This window comes from Marinilabilia rubra, from assembly GCF_003121985.1.
GTDB classification, from domain to species: domain Bacteria; phylum Bacteroidota; class Bacteroidia; order Bacteroidales; family Marinilabiliaceae; genus Marinilabilia; species Marinilabilia rubra.
Genome location: NZ_QEWP01000023.1, coordinates 12,471 through 36,940, shown reverse-complemented (window position 1 = coordinate 36,940; position 24,470 = coordinate 12,471). Strand labels below are relative to the sequence as shown.

General features: G+C 43.2%; 12 protein-coding genes. All 12 read right to left on the bottom strand.

The genetic code is table 11. The annotated features are described in order from the left end of the window. Positions 1-117: 117 nt before the first annotated feature. Entirely contained in the window at positions 118-2,427 is a 2,310-nt protein-coding gene (locus tag DDZ16_RS18525) for a GH92 family glycosyl hydrolase (RefSeq protein WP_109265977.1), read from the bottom strand. 539 nt (positions 2,428-2,966) lie between these two features. Beyond that, positions 2,967-5,237: a GH92 family glycosyl hydrolase gene (locus DDZ16_RS18520; RefSeq protein WP_109265976.1), complete on the bottom strand. Its 2,271-nt coding sequence runs from the start codon at positions 5,235-5,237 to the stop codon at positions 2,967-2,969. A 98-nt stretch (positions 5,238-5,335) separates the two neighbouring features. Then, positions 5,336-6,934 (bottom strand): RagB/SusD family nutrient uptake outer membrane protein, encoded by a 1,599-nt coding sequence (locus DDZ16_RS18515; protein WP_109265975.1) that lies wholly within the window; start codon positions 6,932-6,934, stop codon positions 5,336-5,338. Positions 6,935-6,959: 25 nt separating this feature from the next. Beyond that, the gene (locus DDZ16_RS18510) at positions 6,960-10,322 is read right to left on the bottom strand and encodes a SusC/RagA family TonB-linked outer membrane protein (RefSeq protein ID WP_198416764.1); all 3,363 of its coding nucleotides are present in this window, start codon (positions 10,320-10,322) and stop codon (positions 6,960-6,962) included. A gap of 101 nt (positions 10,323-10,423) precedes the next feature. Beyond that, positions 10,424-11,395: a FecR family protein gene (locus DDZ16_RS18505; protein WP_109265973.1), complete on the bottom strand. Its 972-nt coding sequence runs from the start codon at positions 11,393-11,395 to the stop codon at positions 10,424-10,426. A 293-nt stretch (positions 11,396-11,688) separates the two neighbouring features. Beyond that, positions 11,689-12,279, bottom strand: a complete 591-nt coding sequence (locus tag DDZ16_RS18500) for an RNA polymerase sigma-70 factor (protein ID WP_109265972.1) — start codon at positions 12,277-12,279, stop codon at positions 11,689-11,691. A gap of 153 nt (positions 12,280-12,432) precedes the next feature. Beyond that, complete coding sequence (locus tag DDZ16_RS18495; protein WP_109265971.1) at positions 12,433-14,808, bottom strand: GH92 family glycosyl hydrolase; 2,376 nt, start codon at positions 14,806-14,808, stop codon at positions 12,433-12,435. 205 nt (positions 14,809-15,013) lie between these two features. Further along, positions 15,014-16,336, bottom strand: a complete 1,323-nt coding sequence (locus tag DDZ16_RS18490; RefSeq protein ID WP_109265970.1) for a GH36-type glycosyl hydrolase domain-containing protein — start codon at positions 16,334-16,336, stop codon at positions 15,014-15,016. 12 nt (positions 16,337-16,348) lie between these two features. Next, on the bottom strand, positions 16,349-19,492 hold the full coding sequence (locus DDZ16_RS18485) for a GH92 family glycosyl hydrolase (RefSeq protein ID WP_109265969.1): 3,144 nt from the start codon (positions 19,490-19,492) through the stop codon (positions 16,349-16,351). A gap of 31 nt (positions 19,493-19,523) precedes the next feature. Beyond that, entirely contained in the window at positions 19,524-21,287 is a 1,764-nt protein-coding gene (locus DDZ16_RS18480; RefSeq protein WP_109265968.1) for a class I mannose-6-phosphate isomerase, read from the bottom strand. 136 nt (positions 21,288-21,423) lie between these two features. Beyond that, positions 21,424-22,722 carry a glucosidase family protein gene (locus tag DDZ16_RS18475; protein ID WP_198416763.1) on the bottom strand — a complete coding sequence of 433 codons (1,299 nt, stop codon included), beginning with the start codon at positions 22,720-22,722 and terminating at the stop codon, positions 21,424-21,426. Between the two features lie 709 nt (positions 22,723-23,431). After that, positions 23,432-24,367, bottom strand: a complete 936-nt coding sequence (locus tag DDZ16_RS18465) for an ROK family protein (protein WP_109265967.1) — start codon at positions 24,365-24,367, stop codon at positions 23,432-23,434. Positions 24,368-24,470 lie beyond the last annotated feature (103 nt).

The following is a 24,470-nucleotide window of genomic DNA, read 5'->3' as shown; positions in this document are numbered from 1 at the left end:
AACATGAAATGCTTACGGTTTTATTCCATATGGACAACTTCAACTTTCCTTTCGCTCCAACCCCAGACAAGGGAGTACCTTATCAACTTCTGCCTTCTGCCTCATTAATTTTTCCAATCACTTCCCTTCCGAAAATGAATAAGGATATGCTTCCTCCTCTGTCCCTCGTGACTTATTAGGGGTATCACTCATTTCAAATTCCAGATAGGCACCATCCATCAATTCATAATAATTGACATAGTTTTTGTTCCAGGGATTGCCATCAATGTACATTTTATCGATGTAACGGTTTTCGCTACTATTATCAGGTGCTGAAATAGTAATCTTGTTGCCGTTCTCCAATTCCACAGTCATTTTGGGAAATAAGGGAGCACCTAATACATACTGGTCACTTCCGGGGGTAACAGGATAGAATCCCATGGAACTGAAAACATACCAGGCTGAAGTTTGACCGTTGTCTTCATCGCCGCAATACCCGTCAGGTTCGGGCGTATACAGACGATTCAGAACCTCACGCACCCAAAACTGGGCCTTCCAGGGCTGACCGGCATAATTGTACAGGTAAATCATATGCTGAATAGGCTGGTTACCATGTGCATATTGTCCCATATTTACAATTTGCATTTCCCGAATCTCATGAATGGGAAAACCATAGTAGCTGTCATCAAAATCAGGCGGCATGGTGAATACAGAATCCAGCATCGATACAAAAGTATCTTCTCCCCCCATCAGGTTAATGAGGCCCTGAACATCGTGAAATACCGACCAGGTGTAGTGCCAGCTATTACCTTCCGTAAAAGCATCTCCCCACTTCAGCGGATTGAATGGATCCTGAAACGTACCATCTTCATTCTTTCCCCGCATCAGATTGGTTTCCGGATCAAACAATTTGCGATAGTTCTGACTACGTTCTTTGAAACGTTTGATTTCTTTTTTAGGACGGTCCAGCTCTTTTGCCAGTTTCCAGATGGTCCAATCGGCAAAGGCATACTCTAAAGTACGGGCAGCACTTTCGTTGATGCCCACATCGTAAGGCACATAACCTAACTCATTATAGTATTCATGTCCCAAACGACCGGTAGCTTCCACTTCGGGATGCACATTCTCTGTGCCATGTAAAACGGCTTCGTACAAAGTCTCCATATCATAGCCACGCAGGCCTTTCAGATAGGCATCTGCAACCAAAGTAGCGGAGTTATTTCCAATCATTACTGAACGGTGTCCCGGACTGGCCCATTCAGGGAGAAAACCACTCTCTTTGTAAGCATTAACCAATCCTGCCTGAATCTTTTCATTTAAAGAAGGATACATCAGGTTAAAAAACGGAAAAACTGCTCTGAAGGTGTCCCAGAAACCATTGTCGGTAAACATATATCCCGGCAATACTTCGCCATTATACGGACTGTAATGCACGATATTCCCGTCGGCATCGTATTCATAAAACTTACGGGGAAAAAGCAGCGTGCGGTAAAGCGTAGAATAGAAAATACGGGTTTCATCCAATGTACCACCTTCAACAATCATACGCCCCAGTTCTTTGTTCCAGATATCGCGTCCTTTAGCCTTTACCTTATCGAAATCATCGGTTCCAATCTCCTCCAGATTGCGCTCAGCCTGCTCATTACTGATAAATGAAGAAGCAACTCTGGCATTCACAACTTCCCCTTTATGAGTAGAAAATCCAATGACTGCACCGGCATGCTCACCGGTTAATTCCGTTTCGCCCTCTTTCAGCTTATCTTTATCCCATACAGAGGTGTATGTAAATGGTTTGTCGAATTCCACAACAAAATAGTTGCGGAAATTCTCAGGCACTCCACCACTATTCCTTGTTGAGTAACCTATGATTTTATTTTCTTCGGGAATTACTTTAACATACGAGCCCTGGTCAAAAGCATCGATGACCACATAGGAGCTGTCACTTTCGGGAAATGTAAAACGAAAACGAACAGCCCGCTCAGTAGTGGTAAACTCCGTGGTTACATCATACTCCGCAAGATAAACACTGTAGTAATGAGGCTTGGCGACCTCTGCTTTATGAGAAAACCAGCTTGCACGTTCCTTTTCGGCAAACTTCAACTGGCCGGTAACAGGCATCAAAGCGAAATTACCATAATCATTCATCCAGGGACTTGGTTGATGCGTTTGCTTAAAACCACGGATTTTATCAGCATCATAGGCATATTGCCATCCGTCTCCCATCTCTGCAGTCTGAGGTGTCCAGAAGTTCATCCCCCATGGCAATGCTATAGCAGGATAGGTATTACCATTGGACATGCTGAACTTGGAATCAGTTCCCATCAGTGGATTCACATAATCAACGGGTTCTTTAGCTGAAGGGGCTGTTGTCTGGGCTTTCACTATCCCTGCCCCAATCCAAAAAGCCATCAGACAAACACTTACGATCAATATTCCAAATCGCTTCATAGAATATGTATTTAATTTTAGTTTTTACCATTAAATTGAGCAATCAAATTTAGCACTTTTTTAAATAAAGAGTTGCATCTTTTTTTATTTTTTGGATTAAGTATTAATAACATTACTTTATTCAAAGTAATTCTTCCAGACCGTTCAGCCAGAAAAATCTGATTTAAAAATGGATTGATTTCCTTCTTCTATTATCTTTAAAACAAGTTTTCCAAACCTGGTGTTGATCCACGCAAGCCAACTACGGGTAAAATTGGCCGGAGCATCCATATGCAGGATATGACCATAGCCATTCCGGCGATTGCCATTGACGTTTGTTTTTAGAAAGTTCGCCTCGTGGTCATAATTTTGTGTTTTATTCTAAGCCCAAAAAATGAGGTTGTCTCGGAAGTATAAATTTGATGCCATTCTGAGCTTGTCGCTGAATCTGTTCGTTTAATAAACAGATGTTTCGGTTACCCTCAACATGACACGCTTTTGACGTTTTATACTTTTAAGACAACCTCGCTTTGTCAATTTTCAAAGATCAGTTGTGTGTGTCAAGGAGTTTCGTTCCATTTAAATGAAGGTGGCGCATAAGTCCTACGGGCACCCCAGTATTTATTCGGATATTTTCCCATGGTCAGTTTCAGAATTCCGCCCTGCATCAGTTCTTCATGACTAAACCAGGGCTTTTCCCATGATTCTCCATTCAGGGTGGCAGATTGTATAAATTTATGATCCGGATCATAGTTTTCTGTTTCGACACGAAAAGTGTGACCATTACCTAGTTTTACTTCGGATTCTGCAAAGACAGGACTACCAATATTGTAAACCGGCAATCCGGGACTAACCGGGTAGAATCCCAACTGCGAAAAAACCACAAAAGCAGACATACCTCCGCCATCCTCATCGCCCGGAACTCCCATCAGGTCATTTCGAAACCACTGATTAAGCAAGTTACGGATTCGCTTTTGCGTTTTCCAGGGCGTGCCGGCATAATTGTACAGGTATGGAATATGCAAAGAAGGCTCATTTGCCATTGAGAATTGTCCAACATTACCTGTATGATCGGGCAACTGGGCATAAAAGGAATATTTACTTTTACCAAGGGGAGCAGCAAACATGCTATCAAGGTTTTCATCAAAAGCTTCTGGGCCACCCATCATATCAATCAGGTCTTTCACATTGTGCGGAACATCCCAACGGTAAACCCAGGCATTGTTTTCACCATAATATTGCCTGGCTCCTTGTCCACCTGAGAACACATAATCAAATGGTTCAATGAACAATCCTGCACTATCACGTGGATGAAAAAAATGGGTTTGTGGGTGAAATAAATGACGATAATTCAATGCCCTGTCTATGAAATGCATATATTGCTCTCTGTAGTTCAGTTCCTGGGCAATTTGGGCCAGGCACCATTCGTCATAAGCAGTACCCAGAGTCACAGCCACAGGCTGCCGCCTTTCAAAAGAATGAACCTCAGGTATATATTCCTCCTCATCGTCCTTTAAGGCGGGAATGTAACCATGTTCTTGGTAGAAGCGATCCAATTCTCCGGCAGGTTTAGCCGACCAGGGAGCTAACGTTTTTTCTGTAATGGCATTTTTGCAGGCCTGATAGGCCTTCTTCAAATCAAAACCAGTCAGTCCTTTTCGGTAAGCATCGATAACAGTAGCAACCCCGTGATTTGAATTCATCCGTCTGCTATCGCCCGTTATTTCCGGGAAAGTAGGCATCCAAAAATGATCCATCTGTTCGGCCATTCTCAGAAATGAACGAATGATATCCTCCTCCATCTCCGGTTCAATCAAAACCCTCAATGGGTGAGTAGCCCTATAGGTGTCCCAAATCCAGTCATCGGTATAAAAAGGAACGCCCTTGTCGGAGTGCACCTCGCCATCAAAAGCACTGAAGTACCGGCCGTCCTCTGAAATACAGACTGGTCGCTCATAAGTGCGATAAAGAGAAGTATAAAACACAGATTTTTGATCAAGGGTCCCTCCTTTAATTTTTAATTTTCCCAGAGCTTTATTCCAGGTTTTACGGCCTTTGGTTCTCAGTTTATCAATATCAAAGTCAGCAATTTCCCGCTTCACATTCCGGCTCGCCTGCGACGCATCAATAAAAGAGATACCGTATCTAATATTTAACGGATTCCAAAGGTTGTTAAAGTGCATTACCATGGCTACGTTCTCTCCGGTTAGCTTCGTTTCCCGTGTGATAAGCCCTTCACCATCCGGTAGGGTAACATTTTGAGGTTTTATTTCGGGTTCCAGATAAATAAAAACCCGGGTATTGTTTTGAAGCTGCTGAAAGCCGGTAATAGCTTTTCCGTCCCATTTGAGACTGCCATTTGCTGTATTGACAACCAAAGAAGCCGATTCTTTTTTGGGAAAGGAAATCTGATACAGGGCAGATTGATGAGATACCGCCATTTTAATATCAATCCCCTGTTCATCCAGAAAAACAGAGTAATCGTAAGGGGTAATTTCTTCCAGATCGTAGGAGTAATCGTAAACAGACCGGAAATTATCGGGAATTCCGGCCACCGGACTGAGGTTAAAAGCGGAACTGCCTCGATGACTGGTCACCACAACCGGTAACCCATGAAGAAGATCTCCGGTATAATCATGCCTTTGAGGATACACTCTCAGGAAACTATTGGTCAAATGAATGGTGGGATAAGTTGGAACCAACAGGTGACTTATATTCCCCATGTATGGGTTCACATAATCAACAGGTTCAGATTTTTTTTCTTTAGTACAACCTGCGGTAAATAGAGCAATTCCCAATAAAATTGATATAACATTTATTTTCAATATCATAGCTTATTTATTAAGCACATAGCTTCAGTTTAAATCGTTAAAAAGGCAGATACTGTGGTTCTTTGGAACAACAGCATCTGCCCTTCTCCATTTAGTTTTTAATTAGAGTAACCAGTATTCTGAACAAGATTGGGATTTCGTTGCATTTCATTTTCTGAAATCGGGAACAGAAGATGCTTTTCCTGGAAGGTAGCTCCCCAAACATTGGTATGACCTACAACATCAACAAAAGTCACCTCCCCTGGTGTATTTTCATCTGTTACCGGAAACTTCCGGGTACGCTGTACATCACTCCATACACGATACTCAAGCGGTAGTTCGCGCAATCTTTCTTTCCATACCTCCTCAACAAAGTCCTCTACTGATAATCCGGACAATCCGGCTTCAATAGTAGCCCTGTCAGTTTGCCAATAAGCCCTCTCACGCACATCCGCCAAATATCCAACAGCCTCCGCAGTCACACCTTCGCTACGAGCAATGGCCTCCGCTGCAATCAACAATACCTCGGCATAACGGTAAACAGCCACATCATTTCCGCCACGTCCGGTTTCAAAGAGTGCTTCATCATCGTGCCACAAGTAAGGTGATGGCTCAAAAGTTTTTGTCATCTCCTGCTCAACACCATCAACCACCTCGGTATAGGTCAGTTCGGAGTGAAAAAATTGTTTTTCCTGAAATCTCAGATCGTCAGAAGGATCATAAACCCTTAATAATTCTTCAACCGGACGATAGGCATTGTTGGTAATAGAATATTGGAAAATTCCCCACGTTGCAGCGCGGTTGGGATAACTGTAAGTAGGCAACCAACCACTTTCAGCAATACCTGATTCATATTCTATCACATAAAGATATTCCTGCTCCATATCAGAAGTTCTCATCTTATTGTAAGCGCTACTGGATAAGTCTGCACCGTGACCAATAAGACCGTAATTCCCTGATGTAATAATATCACGGGCCATGTCTGCTGCATCGGCATAATGATCACTTTGAACCGGAAAACCACTCATGGTCATATAAACATCAGCCAATACAGCTCCCACTGAACCCTTTGAAACCCTGAAATTGTTCATCGGCATGGGGTTGTTGCCCAAACCACCTTCGTTATATGCAAATTGTAAATCGGTGATAATTTGGTCATAGATCTGAGCGGCAGTAGCTCTTTCTTTATATAGTTCGTCAAGCGATTCATAAGGCTCAAGAATCAGCGGAACTCCGCCAAAAGTCTTTACCAAATGAAAATAATTAATGGCTCTGAAAAAACGAGCCTGAGCTTCAAGTTTTTTGGCATTAGCCTCTGTTAAACCAGGCGTGGAGGGAATATACTTTATGGCATTGTTGGCACGCGAAATGGCCGTATAACAAGGATCCCAGATATCATCCAGGTAACCTGCCATATTTATGGGTGACAACGTTAAGTTATGACATTCTTCAACATGCACTTCCTGGCCTTTGTATTCATTATCGAATAATCCGGACATGTAACCTCCCAGCATAACAGTACTTCCACGATAAGCACTTCCGGCACCAAAAAAACCAGGGAAACCATCGCGATACAAGCTGTTCACTGCATTTTGAGCATGAGCAGGCTCAGAAAAATACTGATCCACACTCATCTCGCTTTTAGGCTCCTCCTTGAGAAAGTCTTCACAAGAAGCCAGAAAAAAGAGAGGAGCAAGAAATATAATAAGTTTTTTCATTTTCAAATTCATTTAAAGTTAGATCTTAAAATTCAAGATTAACACCCAATGTGAAGGTCCGGGGCTTGGGATACTGGAAGAAGAACATATTCTGCCCCCATTGATTGCCTCCCCATGAGGTAGCTTCCGGATCAAAACCTTTGAAATCATCAGAATGGATTACAAAAGCATTCTCTACACTGGCATAAACCCTCAAGCGTTTAAATCCGGTGGTAGTAAGAAATGAATCGTCGAAATTGTACCCCAGAGATATCAGGTTACCACGCAAATAGGAACCATCGCATACCCAGTGGTCGTCAATTTCACTGTTCTGTCCGCTAAGCGGTGCATTGCGTATTTGCTGAATCATGGTATTCTGATTGTTTGGAGTCCAGGCTTCATGCAAAACAGTACTGAGACTGTTGGCATATCCTGTGCGATCTTCCGTAGAGTGGAAAAACTGCTGCAGAATATCTACCCCCATCACAAACTGAAGGTCGACAGACAGGTCAAAGTTTTTGTATTTAAAGCGGTTAATAAAACTTCCTGTCCAGTCGGGAATACCCTTACCAATGATTTCTTTTTCTTCGGAACGTTTTGCTTCTCCGGGAATACGGCCTACTTCGGCGGCTTCGGCAGCCTCATCCGTGTTCCAGGTGCCAAGACGACGGTAACCATAGAATGAACTCAAAGGCTCACCCACCCGCAAGATAATCTGACTACCTGAAACCCACCAGGGTCCTGGGAAAATGTCCTCATCGTTTTCACCCAATTCCTCAATTTGGTTTTTATTAAAGTTCAGGTTCAGACTTGAAGTCCATTGCAGGTCATTATTTTGGATATTGGTGGTATTCAGCATAAAGTCGATACCCTGGTTAGAAACGGATCCAATATTGTCGATAACCGACCCGAAACCGGTACTGTGAGGAACCGGACGATTAAGCAGCAAGTCACGTGTTAGCTTATAGTAGTAATCCAACTCCATGGAGATTCTGTTGTCAAACAAACCCAAATCCATACCAACGTTGAACTGTTCGGTCTTTTCCCATTCCAGTTCAGGGTTTGGCAAACGGTTGACCGAGCTGCTTGTTTCCCGACCTCCATTGATAAGTACTGTACCGGATCCCACTGTGGCAAGCGATCGGTATGTGCCGATTTCGGTATTACCCGTGATACCGTAGCTGGTACGTAATTTCAGTAAGCTCACCAGTGAATTGTTGTTCATGAAGTCTTCATTAGAAACAATCCAACCAAGTCCGGCTGATGGAAAATATCCGTACTTATTATCTTCTCCAAATCGGGAAGAACCATCGGCACGGCCTGTGAAAGTGAGCAAATAACGATCATTATAGGTATAGCTGGCGCGAAGGAAGTAGGAATTCATAGCCCATCTTTCAGCGTAGGACGATGGCGGATTTGGATCCGAGGCAGCTCCCAAGTTATTGTATTTAAAGAAGTTATCAGCAAATCCACTGGTAGAGGAACCGTTGGAACGGTAAGTACGCTCCTGCCAGCTGAGTCCAAGCACAGCACTCAGACGATGTGCTCCAAATACTTTGTCGTAATTCAGAAAAGTCTCCTGCTGCCAGTAAAGCCTTCTGGAATTATCAATAGAAGCATTTCCATTAGGTGCAGAAATATTGATCAAATCAGTAGGACTGTAATATCTCCATTCATAAATATTGTTGTCAATTCCCAACTGGGTTTTCAGATCAAGACCATCAGCGATATGAAAAGTAAAAAAGGCATTACCAAAGATCTGAGTATTGTTGTTAAGACGCTCCTGCGTTTTCAAAACATGCACAGGGTTTGGAATAGCTTCAAGGCCATAAGCATCAGATATGCTGAAAGTATTGGACCAGGAACCATCGGGAAACTTAACCGGAAAAATCGGGGGCATCTCAATCATTGATCTTCGTGGCATTTGGTGACCACCACCTTCTTCCACACTGTTTTCCCAGGTTTTATTCACCGAAAGATTCATTCCAAAGGATAACCAATCTTTAATTTTAGCATCGTAGACCATTTTGGCATTGACGCGCTTCATCCAGGAATTCAACATGATACCCTCATTGTCTGAATAATTAAGAAAAGCACCAAAGGATGAATTCTCACCACCATGCTGCACACTCAACTGGTGATTATGCGATACTGCTGTTCTTGTGGCCTCCTCCTGCCAATCGGTATCATAGCGGGGATTGCCCTGAGCATCAAACAAACGCGGATCATTAGTGGTAAGTACAGGCTCTTCACCCGGCGCATAACTGTTGTATTTAGGGGCATTGTCATAGCCTTTTCTCAATACTTCCATCCACTCTTCAGCGTTCAGCAAATCCATTTTTTTACGAAGTGTACCAATACTGACATAAGTGTCATAACTCACGGTAACACCTTCAACTTCGCGCCCCCGCTTTGTAGTGACCAGTAAAACACCATTTGCACCCCTTGCACCATAAATGGCCGTGGCCGACGCATCTTTTAAGACTTCGATGCTTTCGATATTGTTGGGGTTCATGAGGTCAAAATTCTCCATTACCACTCCATCTACCACATACAGTGGTTCAGAAGAAGAGTTAATGGTTCCGATTCCCCTGATCATAACACGGGTGCTGCCTGTAGGCGACCCCGAATTGGTAAAGATATTCACTCCTGAAACTTTTCCGCGTAATCCCTGAAGAGCATTAAAAGAAGGTTTCTCCAAAATTTCGTCACCTGAAGCCGTTCCTACAGAACCGGTCACATCCGATTTGCGCTGGGTACCATAACCAACCACCACAACCTCATCCAGCTCAGAAACATCAGATTCCATAACCACATCAATAGTATCTCGGCCATTCACCTCAACCCTTTGATCTTCAAAACCAACAAAAGAAAAAAGCAATACTGTATTGGGATCCTCCACAGATAAAGTATAGTTGCCGTCAATATCGGTAATGGTACCTGTTGTGGTCCCCTCCACCACAATGTTTACACCCGGTATGGGTTCTCCTCCAGTATCGGTAACAGTCCCCTGAACGGTAAACTGCTGCTGATTTGCAGGAACATCCTCCCGAAGAATCACAACATTTTCCCCAATTACTTTAAAGGAGTAAGCATCATCAGCGAGTACAGAAGCCAGTAGCTCCTCTACCGTAGTGTTTTCCACCTCAAACGAGTAGCGTTTGTCAAGGTCCAGCTGATCATTTTTAAAGAAGAAGCCAAAATCACTCTCTTTTTCAATGGCTCTGAAAACATCTAAAATGGTGGCATTTTCAACCGAAAGAGTAGTAATTCGCTTTTGCCCATGGGAGTTTTCAGCCGATAGAGTGAGGCCAAAAAGAACCAACATAAAGAGGGAAAGTTTCATAACACGATAGATTTTTTCCCAGTTGCGCCGCTGTCGACACAACGTCATCCGACTTTTTTTCATAAATTTGTAATGTTTTAAGTTACACATTTGAAACTGTTGGCGCAGTTTCATTTTAACTGTTAAGAGCAGGCACGTTGTTGGCGCAATGTGCCTGTTTCTTTTTATTTAAAGATGACAGTACAACTGCCGTCCTCTTTAGTTTCTATTTTATATTGCATCTCAGACGAAAGGCGTAAAACCTTAAGCAGATGCTCCATACTGGTGCGACGCTTTATCACTCCGGTGAAAACTTCCTCTTTTACCTCCGGATCTTTAAAAATAAACTTCACATCATACCACTCCTCCAGTTCTTCAGCAATTTCTGCAAGCGTTTTGTCAACAAAAACAAACTTGCCTTCTTTCCATGCGGTAATAAACTCCTGCTCGGCATTGGTAATGGATATTCGACTTTCATCTATGTTGAAACAAAACATTTTCCCCGGCTCCAAATCCCGCAAAAGAGAACGTTCCTCATTATTGAATTCAATGGCTCCTTCAAATAAAGCCGTCGTAATTGAATTCCGTTCCATATCATAGTCTACATTAAATTTGGTGCCCCTGTCGTATATGGAATAATCCCCGGCCTGCACAATAAATTCCCGTCTGTCGTTGTGAACCACATCGAAAAAGGCCTCTCCCTCAAGATCAACAGAAGTTTTAAAAATACCGTGCGTGATCACTTTGGCAGTGGTTCCTGAGTTTAACCAAATCCGGCTGCCATCTTCCAGTTCTATCTGGGAAATACTTCCTTTAGGAGCAGAAAATTCAACCATATCGGGTGAGAAAGGCCATGTTCCGGGGAATATGTATTTTCCCACCATTAAACTGATAACAACGATGGCTGCTGCACCACTAATAGCCGACCATATAGAAAATCCTTTCCGTTTTTTGGTGTTATCCCAAAATTCATTAAAACTGCGCTTTCTGAACTTATCAGATGTTCGTTTTCCGGCCATTTTATGTGCTACCCACAGCTTTTCCAATGCCATGTATTCACGTCTTTCTTCCGGATTATTATCCAATTCCTGAAAAAAGTCACTTCGCTCCTTCCCGGACACCTGACCTTTTAAAATATGATAAAATTGTTCCTTCAATGTTATTCTTTTTTTAACCTTAACACACAACCAGGGTAATACCCTATGCAAAATCAAAACTTTTTTTAATATTTTTTCACACCGGGCAGAAAATCAGAATTATAAAAAGATAGTTTATTTTTAAAGGGCACGCCCTCATTTGCATATTTGCCTTAAGAATGAGACCTATTGAGGTGGATGATTATTCAGGAAATATAACACAAACATTTCGCGCAAAAATTTTATGAGGTAAACATTCAAAAGGATTAGTAAACCAACCCCTTCGATGGTAGTGGCGAAAGGAGGCATCAGATTCACAGACGGAGAAAAACAAAAAACAACTGCACCAAAGGCAGGTATTCCTTAAGGTCGCAACGTAATATTTTCAAAGCTTTGGAAATACGTGCTTCCACTGTTTTTGGACTTATATCCAGTTTTTGGGAAATCTCTTTGTAGGTGAGATTCTCATACCGGTTTAAACGAAAAGTAATGCGAATATCTTCGGGTAAATCATCTATGGATTTCTCAACTATCTCCAGTAAAGATTCCACCTCGTTATATGAAGCAGCAAAGGCTTCCAGTGCTTCCTGGCGATATTTCAATTCAGGGATAAGATACTCCCGATTATTTCGAGCAATAATTTCCTGTTCTCTCAAATCATTGAGGCAGCTATTCTTAACAATGGTATAAAGATAGTTTTTGATATTGGTTTTATTGCTTATGGTTTCCCGGTGCTCCCACAATTTCATAAAAGCATCCTGCACCAGTTCACGTGCCCGCTCTCTATCCTGAAGATACCCAACGGCCAAATAAAAAAGCATGTCAAAAAAATCCTGATAGATAACTTCAAAAGCTTTCTTATTGCCATTCTTGAGTCCGGGAATATCTATGTTCGTGTTTACCATATATCACAGCATCCAATAAAACCTCACAAAAGTAAACACAAATTAACAAGTTCCAAAAAAATCGAAAGCTAAATTGCTCTTTGTCAATCAAACACTTATCCGGCAGTTCCTGTTTTTCAACATCAAAACATTACAATTTGTAAAGAATTATCATTACTGATTCTCTATGCTCATTGATGGCGGCGGAGTTTTCAGCCCCCAATCCTGATTTGGCAGAGAATCCATGGTAAAGGACAAAGTTCCCCCTTTCATCAGCTCATCCCTGTCAATCCAACATTCATCAATCGGTTTTCCATTGAATTCCAACTTTTGTGTGTAATAATTGTCAGGTCCATTGTTTAGCGTTTTTATTACCAGTATTCTTCCTGAGTCACCCGGCAGATCAATGGTTACTTTGTCAAATTGCGGACTGCCAAACTGGAAAGTTGGATTGGCTGAAGCATGCCCCTGTACATCGAACAAACCAAGAGCGGCCATAACATACCACGCCCCCAGTTGTCCCTGATCTTCATCCTGACCAAAACCATAGCCGTGCAAAGGCCCGGTACCATAAAACTCATCGCGGATCAACCTTGTCCACTTTTGTGTCAACCAGGGCTTTCCGGAGTAATTAAACAACCACGACTGATGCAAACAAGGTTGATTGCCATGGTTGTAAAGCTTCTCCACTCCTGAAAAACTATCGATCTCCCGGCCCCCGCCAAATAATGATTTACGACTCTCTGTAAAAGTTTTTTCCAGGCGCTCATTAAAGAGGTCTTTTCCGGTTTGATCCATTAACCAGGCTACGTCGTGCGGAACAAACCAGGTAAACTGCCAGGCATTGCCTTCCTGAAAACCATCCCAGCCTTTCATATGATCAAAAGGGTGAAGGAATTCCCCGTTGGGCAATTTGGGTCGAATAAATTTGGTTTCCTCATCAAAGATATTCTGCCAATAACCTGCCTGTTCCATTAATTTTCGATAGTCATCATCTTTACCCATTTGCTGAGCCATCTGACCAACAGCGTAAGAACTGAAAGCATATTCCAGCGTATGTGATGCTCCAAAATTGAACACCCAACCATTGGAAATGGTCGTATCCTTGTATGGCACATAACCATTTCTGACAAAATAATGCAGATCGTATTTCCCGTTTCCAAGGGTCCTTCCGCGGTATTCGGTTTCATTCTTCAATGCAGCCTTATAGCCGGCTTCCACATCAAAATCCCTGATTCCGCAGTTATAGGCTGAAGCAATTAAGAGCCCCTGGAAATTGGTTTGAACACCATTGGTAAATACGCCGGCAGCTTCTCCATCGTGCAACCATCCGGTTTCTTTGTAGAAATCAATATTCGACTGAACATACTGAGCAAGGTATTCTGGATAAGCCAATGCCCATAGCTGACTAAGATTCCAGAAGCCACCCCAGAAACCATCGGTATTGATGTGGTTATATAGCGGTTGGCCTGCCTCATCCAACGGGATTTGACCGATTCCCTGGCCATTGAGTTTATACTGCCCGTTCACATCGCTGGCAATGCCACGTCCCAGCAAAGCATGATACAAACCTGTGTAGAATTTGGTCTTGTTTTCCACATTTTCATCCTCTACCCTAATGCGCCCCAACATACTGTTCCACTCTCTGGCGGCATCTTCCCTTACCTCATCAAAGGTCATTCCGGTTGCTTCAGTTTCCAGGTTCAGTCTGGCATTATCAATACTGGTATAAGAAAGTCCCACCTGCATTTCCACCACCTCATCTTTTTGGGTACTGAAAGTCAGAAACAATCCATTCCCGGTACCTTGGGTTTGCAGTTGTTCATTCTGAATATCAGAGTCCATAAATACCCCAACCTCATCAGGCGCCTTGCTGAGCTTTGCCACAAAATACATCTTAACGTAATTTCCCGGATCACAAAATTTGGCGTATTCCGGATAGGTCTCTACATATCCCACAACCTCATTTTCATTCTCCAAACCAGCATACGCTTCAATAACGTCGCTGCTTTCGCCCTGTTTGTGTCCCACGTCAAAAATCAGACAGGAACTATCAGATTCAGGAAAAGTGTATCGATGAAAACCAACCCTTTTTGTAGCTGTCAACTCAGCCTTGATATTATAGTCTTCCAATAGCACACTGTAGTACCCGGGTGAAGAGTGTTCATCCTTTTTATCAAAGCGGGAACGATAGCCGGTATCAGGATCTTCCAGAGTGCCCGGGACGGTTTTTAACTCCCCCGTAGTCGGCATTACCACCACGCCTCCTATCTGAAATTCATGAAAATGCCCAAATCCTTCAATGGAATTATGGCGTGCATCATAACCGCCAGGAAGCCAACTCCCGATGCTTTCATATGCATTGGTGTGAGGCGCCAGTTTGGCCATTCCAAAAGGCAGTGCAGCCGGAGTGTAGAAAAACCACCGTCCATGAACCGATCCTATCTGCGGGTCAACATATTGAATTGCGTTGAAGTCTGACGGGGTTTCATTGGTTTGACAGGATACCAGACTCAAAATGACGCTGGCAAGCAATAATATTTTTTTCATTTCTCTTTATTTTTTAAAAGGGGATAGCTTTTGTGTAAACATTTATAGACGCGTTCTTACATTTAAACATTGATGACCGGTTAATATTGAAGAACCGCCTCATTTTCAATGACAAGAAATTTATTATTTTCTGATGAGGACAAAACCCCGAAGCCATCTTATTCATATCTTAAATTTCCCAATCAATAGTGATTTTTCAATGTTATTATTCCTTTCCCCTTTGTTGTTTTGCCCAATATTCCAATTTATCAATGGCTTCCATCAAGACACCTGCAGATCCGCGAAATATCCCTGATCCATGTGGTTTTCCATCCACAGAATACCATTCATAAAAACCATCATTGGCAATTGCACGGTCAATCATTGGCTGTAAATGCTCATAAGCTTCCTCATAGAATCCATTCTCCGCAAGAGCAGTAATCATTCTTCCCCCAAACCAGGTCCAGTCTCCTCCATTCTGATAAATATATGGTTCAAAACCTTGATTATGAAAACTACCTTCCGGGTAAGGTGGATAAAGAGTCAGGCCTATACTCCGGGCTCCTGAAACTTTCACATTAGCAACCATCTTTGCAAGTGAAACCGAAATCTCGGAAGGTGTGAGCACACCAGCCTGAATGGCCACAGCCGTTCCCCCGTGGTAAAAGATCTCCGACTCGTCAAAATCCTCCCCCTCAAATGGATCGAAATTTATGTATATGTGAGGGATGAATTTTTGTTGCTCTTCATCCCAAAGGTGTTTCCTTATATTTTCTTTGACTTTCTCATGAATATCACGCCAGTACTTTTTCTGTAATGAATCGGAACTCATTTCAATAAAATTATCCAATGCAATCAAAAACATAGAATTGTCATATACATCAATGGCCGGGGCACTGTACTCATCATACTTGGTGCCGTTTACCGAAGGATCGTGCAAAGGTTGAACATCACCCCAATCAGTGGTGGTAGCCCCCCAAAGTAATCCATAGGATTCATTAAATTTCCATTTCATAAGGTAATCCAAAGCAAAGGCCAGACGCTCGAAAACAGTTTTCCCATTAACCACTTCATTCAAAATCGACTTATCTCCCGTCGCCTGAATGTATTTATAAAAAGCCTGAATTACCGAGGTTTCCTGATCGGTTTCAACCGTGTTTTTATGAAACAGAAACCCGGGCATATCATAACGACTCTGAGTATGGTAGTTGTCGGCTTTTCGAGTAGCAGGAACCGCCTCGTATCCACCGGGCATATTTCCATCAAATCCCTGGAATTTTAAAAACCCGAGCAAAGCTTCCCTAACCTCATTTTGAGGCATCACATCGCACGAATGAGTCACAAATGTATTCATGTCCCTAGCCCATACTTGCTGATAGCCATCTCCGGCATTAAATCCTGTTTTGAGGATTTCGTATCCCATCTCTTTAACTCGCTGCAACCTTTCATCTTTAAGGATTCGATCTGCCAGTTGTTGCTGAGCATGTGAACTAACTGAAAAAAAAACAGCAGCAGAAAAAACACCCTTTATTACAAATTTAATGTTCATCTTTTAAGTTTTTTATTGGTTGATACCCCACTCCTTATTGGGTTCAGGCCCCATTTCCAACTTCAGGGTTCCGCCTTTTAACAGCTCAGATGCCGGAAATTGAAAAGTATTCAGGGACTCACCATTAAGGGTGGCTGACTGCACGTATTTATTGATGCGGGACACATTATCAGCTTCAATGACAAACTTTTCGCCACGGCCAAAGCGCTGCCCCAGGTCAATTTCCACCCGGGAATACAATGGGCTGGCAATTTCATAAACCGGCTCGGTACGACAACCGCCATCGATTTGAAACAAGCCCAGCGCAGCCATCACAAACCAGGCACTCATCTGCCCCTGGTCTTCATCTCCCAGATAAGCATTGGCAATGCCATACCCATAGTAGCGTTCCATTATTGACCGGCTCCATTTCTGTGTCAACCATGGTTTTCCGGCCCAGTTAAACAGAAAAGCAAAATGCATAGACTGCTGATTTCCCTGTATCACCGGATAGTCCCAGTACTGATCGTTGGGAGCGTTGTACCGCCATTTCTGACTTTCCCCGAAGCCCCATTCCAGGCGGTCCAGAAAACGGTCACGCCCAATGGCATCAACCAATGCGGGTATATCCTGAGGCACGTAAAACGTCAACTGCCAGGCATTACCCTCAACGTAATGATGATTGGCTCCGCTTTTAAAAGGATCAAAGTCCTCTTCCCAACTTCCGTCACTGTTCTTCAGGCGGGCAAAACCGGTTTCCGGATCAATCACGTTTCTCCACCAATAACCACGGTCAATAAACTGTGAATAAACATCATTTTTACCAAGAGATTTGGCCAGCTGAGACACGGCCCAATCATCGAAAGAGTACTCCAAAGAATTGGAAAAACGTCCTTCATCAGCGGGCACATACTGGTGTTTTAAATAAGTCTTAAGATCTCTGTTACCGGCAAATCCACCGGCCACGTTCTGACCGGGTTTAGTCTGCATTTTGGTAACAGCCTCCAATGCTTTAGAACCATCAAAGTCTCTGATTCCCATTTGCCAGGCTCCCACAACTAACGGTATTTCATGTTCTGCCACCATAACGGGAATGTACTCCATTCCGGCAGGTCCTTTAGCCAGCCACCCATTGGCATCGTACATGGCCAGCTGGGAGTTTACCCAGCGGTTACTCCATTCAGGAGCCGCCAGATTCCAGAGCTGATTCAAATTCCAGAAAGTATTCCAAAAAGCATCGCAACCCAGAGCTACTTTATCTGCATCTTCAAATTTCTGAATTGTTTCATTGGCATCCACCCATTCTCCATTCACATCGCTGTAGGTGTTGCGACTGCAAAATGAACGGTACATATTGGTGTAAAACCGTTTCTTTTCACGGCGATCATTGCTATCAATGCTGATGCGCCCCAATAATTGGTCCCATGTCCGGCGATGAAAATCCACCACTTCGTCAAAGTCCCATTCAAAAGGCCTGGCAATCTCTTCACTCAGGTTTTCAGAAGCATTCTCAATACTCACATACGAAATCCCAGTCCGCATCAATACCACAGAGTCTTTTTTTGTATCAAATTCCACAAACATCCCTGCATCTTTGGGTTTTTTAGCCTCCAAAAAAGAATCATCAGAGACGCCTTGATCTGTCCACACCCCGGTTTTGGCAATCGGCTGGTTAAACTCTGCCACAAAATGGATCGCATATTCCTGTGTTATTCCACCAGCCCATGTGTTTGGCGTACGTTGTTTGCTATAGCCCTCAATGCGATGGTCACTAACTTTCTCGATCTTCACCTCATCCAGCAGAAAGTCATATTCCGACGGGAAATAAAGATCTAACATCACCCTTGCCTTTTCCCCCTTGGGATAGGTGTAACGCTGAAAACCACACCGTGTAGTGGAGGTAACCTCTGCCCAAATATCGTAATCGGTAAGGTGGACTTTATACAGTCCCAGAGGGGCTTCCTCACTGTTTTTGTCAATGCGCGAACGAAACCCCTCATCCGGCTTATCCTGATCACCCGGTTGAGTGACCAACGGTCCTGTCACCGGCATAGAAAGCAGTCCGCTCAGAGTCCATTCATGAATATGACTGAATCCGTGAATACTCTCAAAAATTGGATCATAACCAGCCTGCCAGCCTTTATTCTGATTATCGGGACTCAACTTAACCATGCTGAAAGGCATCCAGGGACCGGGCGCAATCATCCACCGCGAATGGGCCGTACCCATTTTGGTGTCCACATAACCTGAGGGGGAAATCTTGTGTTGAGGGCTCCTTTCTACCATCCCCTCTTCATAAAGATTCCCATCCACAAATATTTCGTAATGACTTTGTTTATCATCTTCTACGGCAGGCATAGGTACTTCAAACTGATACCTCCCGGCCTCCAAAATCTGACGAAACACCTCACTCTCATCCAGCAAAATTGACAATTCGGGCTTTCCTTCCAGATGATCAACATCCACAATGAGAGGCTGAAAATGACGACCATCCTTCTCCACCTCATAATGAGCCGGAAACACTTCCCTTACAAATGCTTTTTTAGCAGGTTTTAATTCCAATGAAGTATCTGTTTCAAGATAAACCTGATCAAAAACCACCCATGAGCCCCTCAAAATGGTAACAGTTACCTGATTCCCTCCTTTACGGAATACCCCTTCAGGAATATCTACATCAAGAACTTGTTCACGAGGTTTAATATGAGCATCAGGAAATTCAAGAGTATCTGCAGAAAAGGGCAATTGAAATTTTTGAGCATAATCATTAATCGATACTTTGATCAATGGAGCCTGTCCGGGGTTGTAACTATAAAGATCCAGAACAAGCTGCCCGGTGGCATTTTCAGGAAACTCATCAACAGCAAACAACAAATTTAACTGATGAGAGCGCCAGCCTGCGGTACCCGAGGTGCCGCCCCAGGCATCGGAAGGACCGGGAAGCGTATAAGGCCACTCTTCCTTTACCTCTGACAGCCCAACATAAAAAGCCCGGTCCTCAAAGCCGAAATCCTTCTCAAGGAAAGCCTCAAAACCATCCGGAGCTAAAGCAAACTCTGAGGGACTGTCATTGGCATCTCCGATTTTCCAAAGCACCTGTGGGGAAGAATTGGAGCATGAATTCAAGGCCACTAACATAAAGATGAGGCCTGAAAGAAAAGATGTTTTGAATGTTGACATGAATGTAGATTTTTTGCATTACCCGGAAATCTTATTTCATAAAGGCTTTTACCACAATGGCACTTCCCTCTCCTTCATTAATAATTCTGTAACTACCGGCAGCAGCTGACACCACAAAAGTTTCTGCAAAATTGTAACGACTTTTCATTCCGTTTTTTGTTTCAACAACGATGGATGAACCCTCTACCAGTGACAAGACATGGCATTTGCCTTCAGTACTAATTTCCACCTCCCAATCGAAATGATATCTGTGTACATCGTAAGAATGTTTTTCATGAGTGGGCAGATGATAAAGCTGCCAGTCACTTCCCTCGTCCAACAGTACCGGATGCGAAATCAGCTTATTCGTTACATACTCTCCCTTACGGTCAAAACAGAGATTTTCCATCCCCCGATCAATATTCAAAGGGCGGGGTTTCCCGTCCAGATCCAACCGCATCCAGTCGTACATTTTAAAAGTAAAAATGTAAGGCGTAGTACTTATTTCCAGAACAAGATTGTCAATTCCAGACCCATGAATGGTTCCGGGAGGTATCAAAAACAAGTCGTGTTTATGAGAATCAAGCACCTGAACATGACGGGTGATGTCAATAGTCTCACCTTTTTGAGCGCTGAATTTGAGGTCTTTTTCAAATTTATCAGGGTCAATATCCTCCTGAAACCCCAAATAACATTTTGCGCTTTCTCCGGCATCCAGAATGTAATAAGTCTCCTCCTGGGTAAAATTCTCGCCAAAATGCTTTTTTATATATTCCTTTTGTGGATGGCATTGAACAGACAGATTTCCGCCGTCGAAAGTATCGAGAAAATCGAAACGAATGGGGAATTCTACCCCATATTCTGCGGCATGTTGTCCCAAAACATTATCCGATTCCTGAAACATAAGCACATCAAATGACAACTCAAGCAAGTGGCCGTCACTCTCAAAAAGCAGTCCGTTTTCAGGGGTAATCAACTCAAAAGACCAGGCATAATTAATAACATCTTTATTCAGGCCACCAATCCGGTTTCTGATCCATTGTCCGCCCCAGGCTCCAGGCTCAAACCAAGGGCGCACACGAAACATATTTTGCCCCATCCGCCTGAGGGCTTTACGAATAATGTCGCCAATTGCCAAATTGTAACGTTTAGGTCCCTGACCATCCACAAACACATCCACCTCAGACAGTAAGGTCTGTTTGTGTTTGTTCAGCACCACCCAATCAACAAAGTAGAATCTTTTATACATCATTTTGGGGGCCTCCGGCTGATGAACGCCCAAATTAGTAACGCTGCCGGCCCTGGCCCTGAACTGGAGCTCATTCTTGGGTAAATCCACATACACCAGTAAACCATCCCATCCCGCAAGCGCAGCACCCGGCCCGGTCAGAATATTTATATCTGTTGATTTATCAGGCTCTAATGCAGAAAGTTTATGGTTGTCAAAGAAATCATTAAGAGAAAGTGTTGTTCTGGTGCCAAAAACCGGATCATCGCCCCCCAGAAAAGGCTCCACCATCTCATCAATCGTTTTCTGAGGTTTTAATGCATCGGCAACATGGAAAATTTTCACAGTGCGCCCCGCCTTTTCAAGTTCCTGTTTTAATGCTGTCTCCAGCTCTTTGAAAAACACCCCTTCAAAACCATCAATAATGACTCTGTTATGATTGGCAATTAACCGCGCCAAAGCATCTACACCTTCACTGATGGCTCCCTCGGGTAGTCTAATTGAAGGATAAATATCGTAGTGCCCGAGACCGGGGGTCTCCTTTTCTTCCGGCAATAAATACTGCTCAGTTTCTCTGTACTTTTCCATTCCCTATTATCATTTATGAATAGCCAATTATATTCCCAAGGCCAATAGATATAGGGGCTTTGCCCCTTTCACCCCAATTCTTTTTTTGTCTTGACACAAAAAAGCCTGCCTCCCGGTAGGCGGGTAATCAAAAAAATTATTTCAGTTCATCTTCAAGCATTTCAATGGCTGTATAAAGCACTCCGGCCGATCCGCGAAAAGTACCGGATCCTTTGGGCTCATTTTCAACAGTGTACCACTCATAGAAACCATTATTCTCCTCCACACGTCGGGTCATAGGTAACAGCTGTTCATAAGCATCGGTCAAAAAACCATAACGAATCAGTTGCTGAATCATGCGGGCCCCAAACCAGGTCCAGTCTCCCCCATTCTGATAACCATAGGGGTACATACCTTTATTTTTAAAGAACCCTTCCGGATAGGCCGGGTAAAGTGTCAATCCGATGGAACCTGCACCTATGGCATTCACATTTGCTTTCATCTGCATCAATGAAGCCTGAATCTCATCCTTTGATAGTAAGCCTGCTTCAATAGCCACAGCGGTTCCGCCATGGTAAAAAATCTGGTCTTCATTAAAATCGTTCGGAAAAGGAGAATCATCCAGATAACGATGGGGATAGAACTTTTGATTCTTCTCATCCCATAGAACCTTGCGGCTGTTGGCAGCAAACTTTTTGTGCACTTCAGTCCAGACTGCCTTTTTCCCCGGAACCATTTCCATATAGTTTTCAATGGCAATCAAAAACATGGCATTGTCGTAAATATCCACACATAAGTGCGAATCATCGGTCAAAAACACACCCCAGTCGTGCTCCGGTTGCACGTCGCCCCAATCGGCAGTGGTAGCACCCCAAAGCAACCCGTATTTTTCAGAGTAACGCTCTTCCAAAAGAAAATTAAGGGCATCTTCCATTCTCTGAGCAACAGATCGCCCACCGATTTCCTCATCCAAAATGGATTGATCACCTGTAGCCTGAATATATTTATAGACCGATTGTATCAATGAGGATTCCTGATCGGTTTCAACCGTATTTTTGTGTCCCGCATAACGTGGTTCCAGATCGGAATAAATGTAATCATACCCGGCCCCGGCCTTTTCGGTGGGTATAAAACCATCAACAATATTTCCATCTTCACCCTGAAGCCGGAAGAATACCAACAGATTTTCTTTCAAAACCTCAGCAGGAAAAACTTCTGCAGACAATTCAATAAAGGTATTGTAATCCCTGATCCACACCTCGCCATAACTATCACCTGCATTGAAACCTGTTTTTACAATCTCAAGTGCTTTCTCTTTTGTAAAAGGAATGGAAGTTTCGGAAGATATTTTCTCCGCAAGCTCCTCTTTCTCCTTATTGACTGATGAACAAGCGGCTAAAACTAAAAGCAAAGCGGCTCCCCAAACGGGGAAAATTGTTTTTTTTAAATGTAACATTACCAATAGATTGTTAGATTATTAGACATTAGATTTAAGATGATGGTTAAGAAACTGTTTAAGTTTTATCCTTTGAGATGTTTTCTGGTCTTGAGCTCTTATACTTCATCAAAATTTCCTAAAATAGCATCTGTCCATAAAGTACCATGTGCATTGTTAGGCTTGCTCCCAAAATACTCATCCCGAAGGATCGGGACTGCGAATTTTGGGGAGCCTCGCAAGCCCCCGAAGAAAAAATCGGGGCAGGCCTTGCAACTGGAACTCTCTGACCAGCCCCATGACTTTTCACAAACTTTCCCGACTTTATAGACGGGCACTAATTAAAATGGATTTCAAATCCATGGCTAAGGAGGTGCGGATTTCAAATCCGCACCAGCAGCGGGTGACTTTGTCAATTTACGATGCAATGTTTTCTTTTTTATGTCAGAATTAATAGTTGGCCCCCATTCGGGGACCCAGTGTTTTTATGGCTTCTCGCCCCGGGTTTTCACCCGGGGTTATCCAGATTGGACCCTTTTCAGGGCCCCAAAACAAGTTATGGTTCAAAAATCTTCTGTTTTCTTATCCCGAATGTGGCGGGACAAGTTATGTCTTATGTGTTTCAAAGTATAGTTTCTAACATCTTAGACTCTAACATCTGGCTTCCAGCCTCTATCCTCCAACTTCTATTCAATTATCTAATGACTATAACTATCCACTATACCCCCTGCTACATCTCTTTCAGAAAAGGGGACACCCGTCTCCAAAATTTTGAATCAGCCAGACGAGAACCACCAGCCATGGCTGCTGACTCTTTTAGCTGGGAAATGCGGACCTCTGCATTGATTCCCTTTTGTTGGAAAGCATCTTTAAGAGCAGGCCCGAATAAATCGAAAGCTTTTGAAATATTTCCGCCAATAACCAGTGCCTGAACCCCGAATTTATTCATCCATGGCTCCAGAAAATCTGCCAGTTTGCTTCCAAAATCATGATACACTTCCTTTGCAGCCTCTTCACTCATAGCAGCTTCAGCCACTTCACGCCCCCCCTCCACTTCTTTCCCGGTTTTACGGTTGTAGCGATCAACCAGTCCGCGAGTTGAAAAATAATCATCGGCTGTACCATCTTCAAATGACAGGTGATAAAGACATCCCATCTGCGGAACCCGATCCCCTGAAACCACCGGTAATCCATTCTCCAAAAATGCCGCTCCAAAACCAGTTCCCAATGTAATCGCAAGAGAACGGTCAAATCCTTCCGCATTTCCCATCCAATCCTCCCCTATGGCAAAAGCCGTGGCATCATTGATAAACCGGATAGGAAAACCAATGGGTAGTTCCAGGTACTTTCTTAAAGCCACAGAGATATTAATCCCGTAGATATTTTCATATTTTTGATTTTCACCTGTAAACTGAGGAATACCTTTCACATAATCAAATGGTCCGGGCATGGCGAATCCAACCCCCTCCAAACGTCCCAACCCCACCTTTCTGATGGTCTTACTGAGAGTTCGCCCCCACACATCAATAATTTCATTGGCAGGGGCATGATTGTCCAAATCGTTTTCGGAAAATGAATCTCTCAAAAAAGTTCTTTTATCCAGATCGAAGGCCATGCAGCTAATATGGCTGCCTCCAACATCAACTCCAATTGCAATCCTGTTCATAGTTTTTATGGTTTTTCAAGTCATTGTTCAGGGCGATCATCAATAAAAATAGATCGTTAGATTTTTCCCGAAGCATCGGGATTAGATGTAAGATGAATCGTAT

Excerpts from the sequence above, each read along its gene's own strand:
- DDZ16_RS18525 (WP_109265977.1), bottom strand. The coding sequence starts at position 2,427 with ATGAAGCGATTTGGAATATTGATCGTAAGTGTTTGTCTGATGGCTTTT.
- DDZ16_RS18510 (WP_198416764.1), bottom strand. The coding sequence starts at position 10,322 with ATGAAAAAAAGTCGGATGACGTTGTGTCGACAGCGGCGCAACTGGGAA.
- DDZ16_RS18490 (WP_109265970.1), bottom strand. The coding sequence starts at position 16,336 with ATGAACATTAAATTTGTAATAAAGGGTGTTTTTTCTGCTGCTGTTTTT.
- DDZ16_RS18520 (WP_109265976.1), bottom strand. The coding sequence starts at position 5,237 with ATGATATTGAAAATAAATGTTATATCAATTTTATTGGGAATTGCTCTA.
- DDZ16_RS18475 (WP_198416763.1), bottom strand. The coding sequence starts at position 22,722 with ATGTTACATTTAAAAAAAACAATTTTCCCCGTTTGGGGAGCCGCTTTG.
- DDZ16_RS18515 (WP_109265975.1), bottom strand. The coding sequence starts at position 6,934 with ATGAAAAAACTTATTATATTTCTTGCTCCTCTCTTTTTTCTGGCTTCT.
- DDZ16_RS18480 (WP_109265968.1), bottom strand. The coding sequence starts at position 21,287 with ATGGAAAAGTACAGAGAAACTGAGCAGTATTTATTGCCGGAAGAAAAG.
- DDZ16_RS18500 (WP_109265972.1), bottom strand. The coding sequence starts at position 12,279 with ATGGTAAACACGAACATAGATATTCCCGGACTCAAGAATGGCAATAAG.
- DDZ16_RS18465 (WP_109265967.1), bottom strand. The coding sequence starts at position 24,367 with ATGAACAGGATTGCAATTGGAGTTGATGTTGGAGGCAGCCATATTAGC.
- DDZ16_RS18495 (WP_109265971.1), bottom strand. The coding sequence starts at position 14,808 with ATGAAAAAAATATTATTGCTTGCCAGCGTCATTTTGAGTCTGGTATCC.
- DDZ16_RS18485 (WP_109265969.1), bottom strand. The coding sequence starts at position 19,492 with ATGTCAACATTCAAAACATCTTTTCTTTCAGGCCTCATCTTTATGTTA.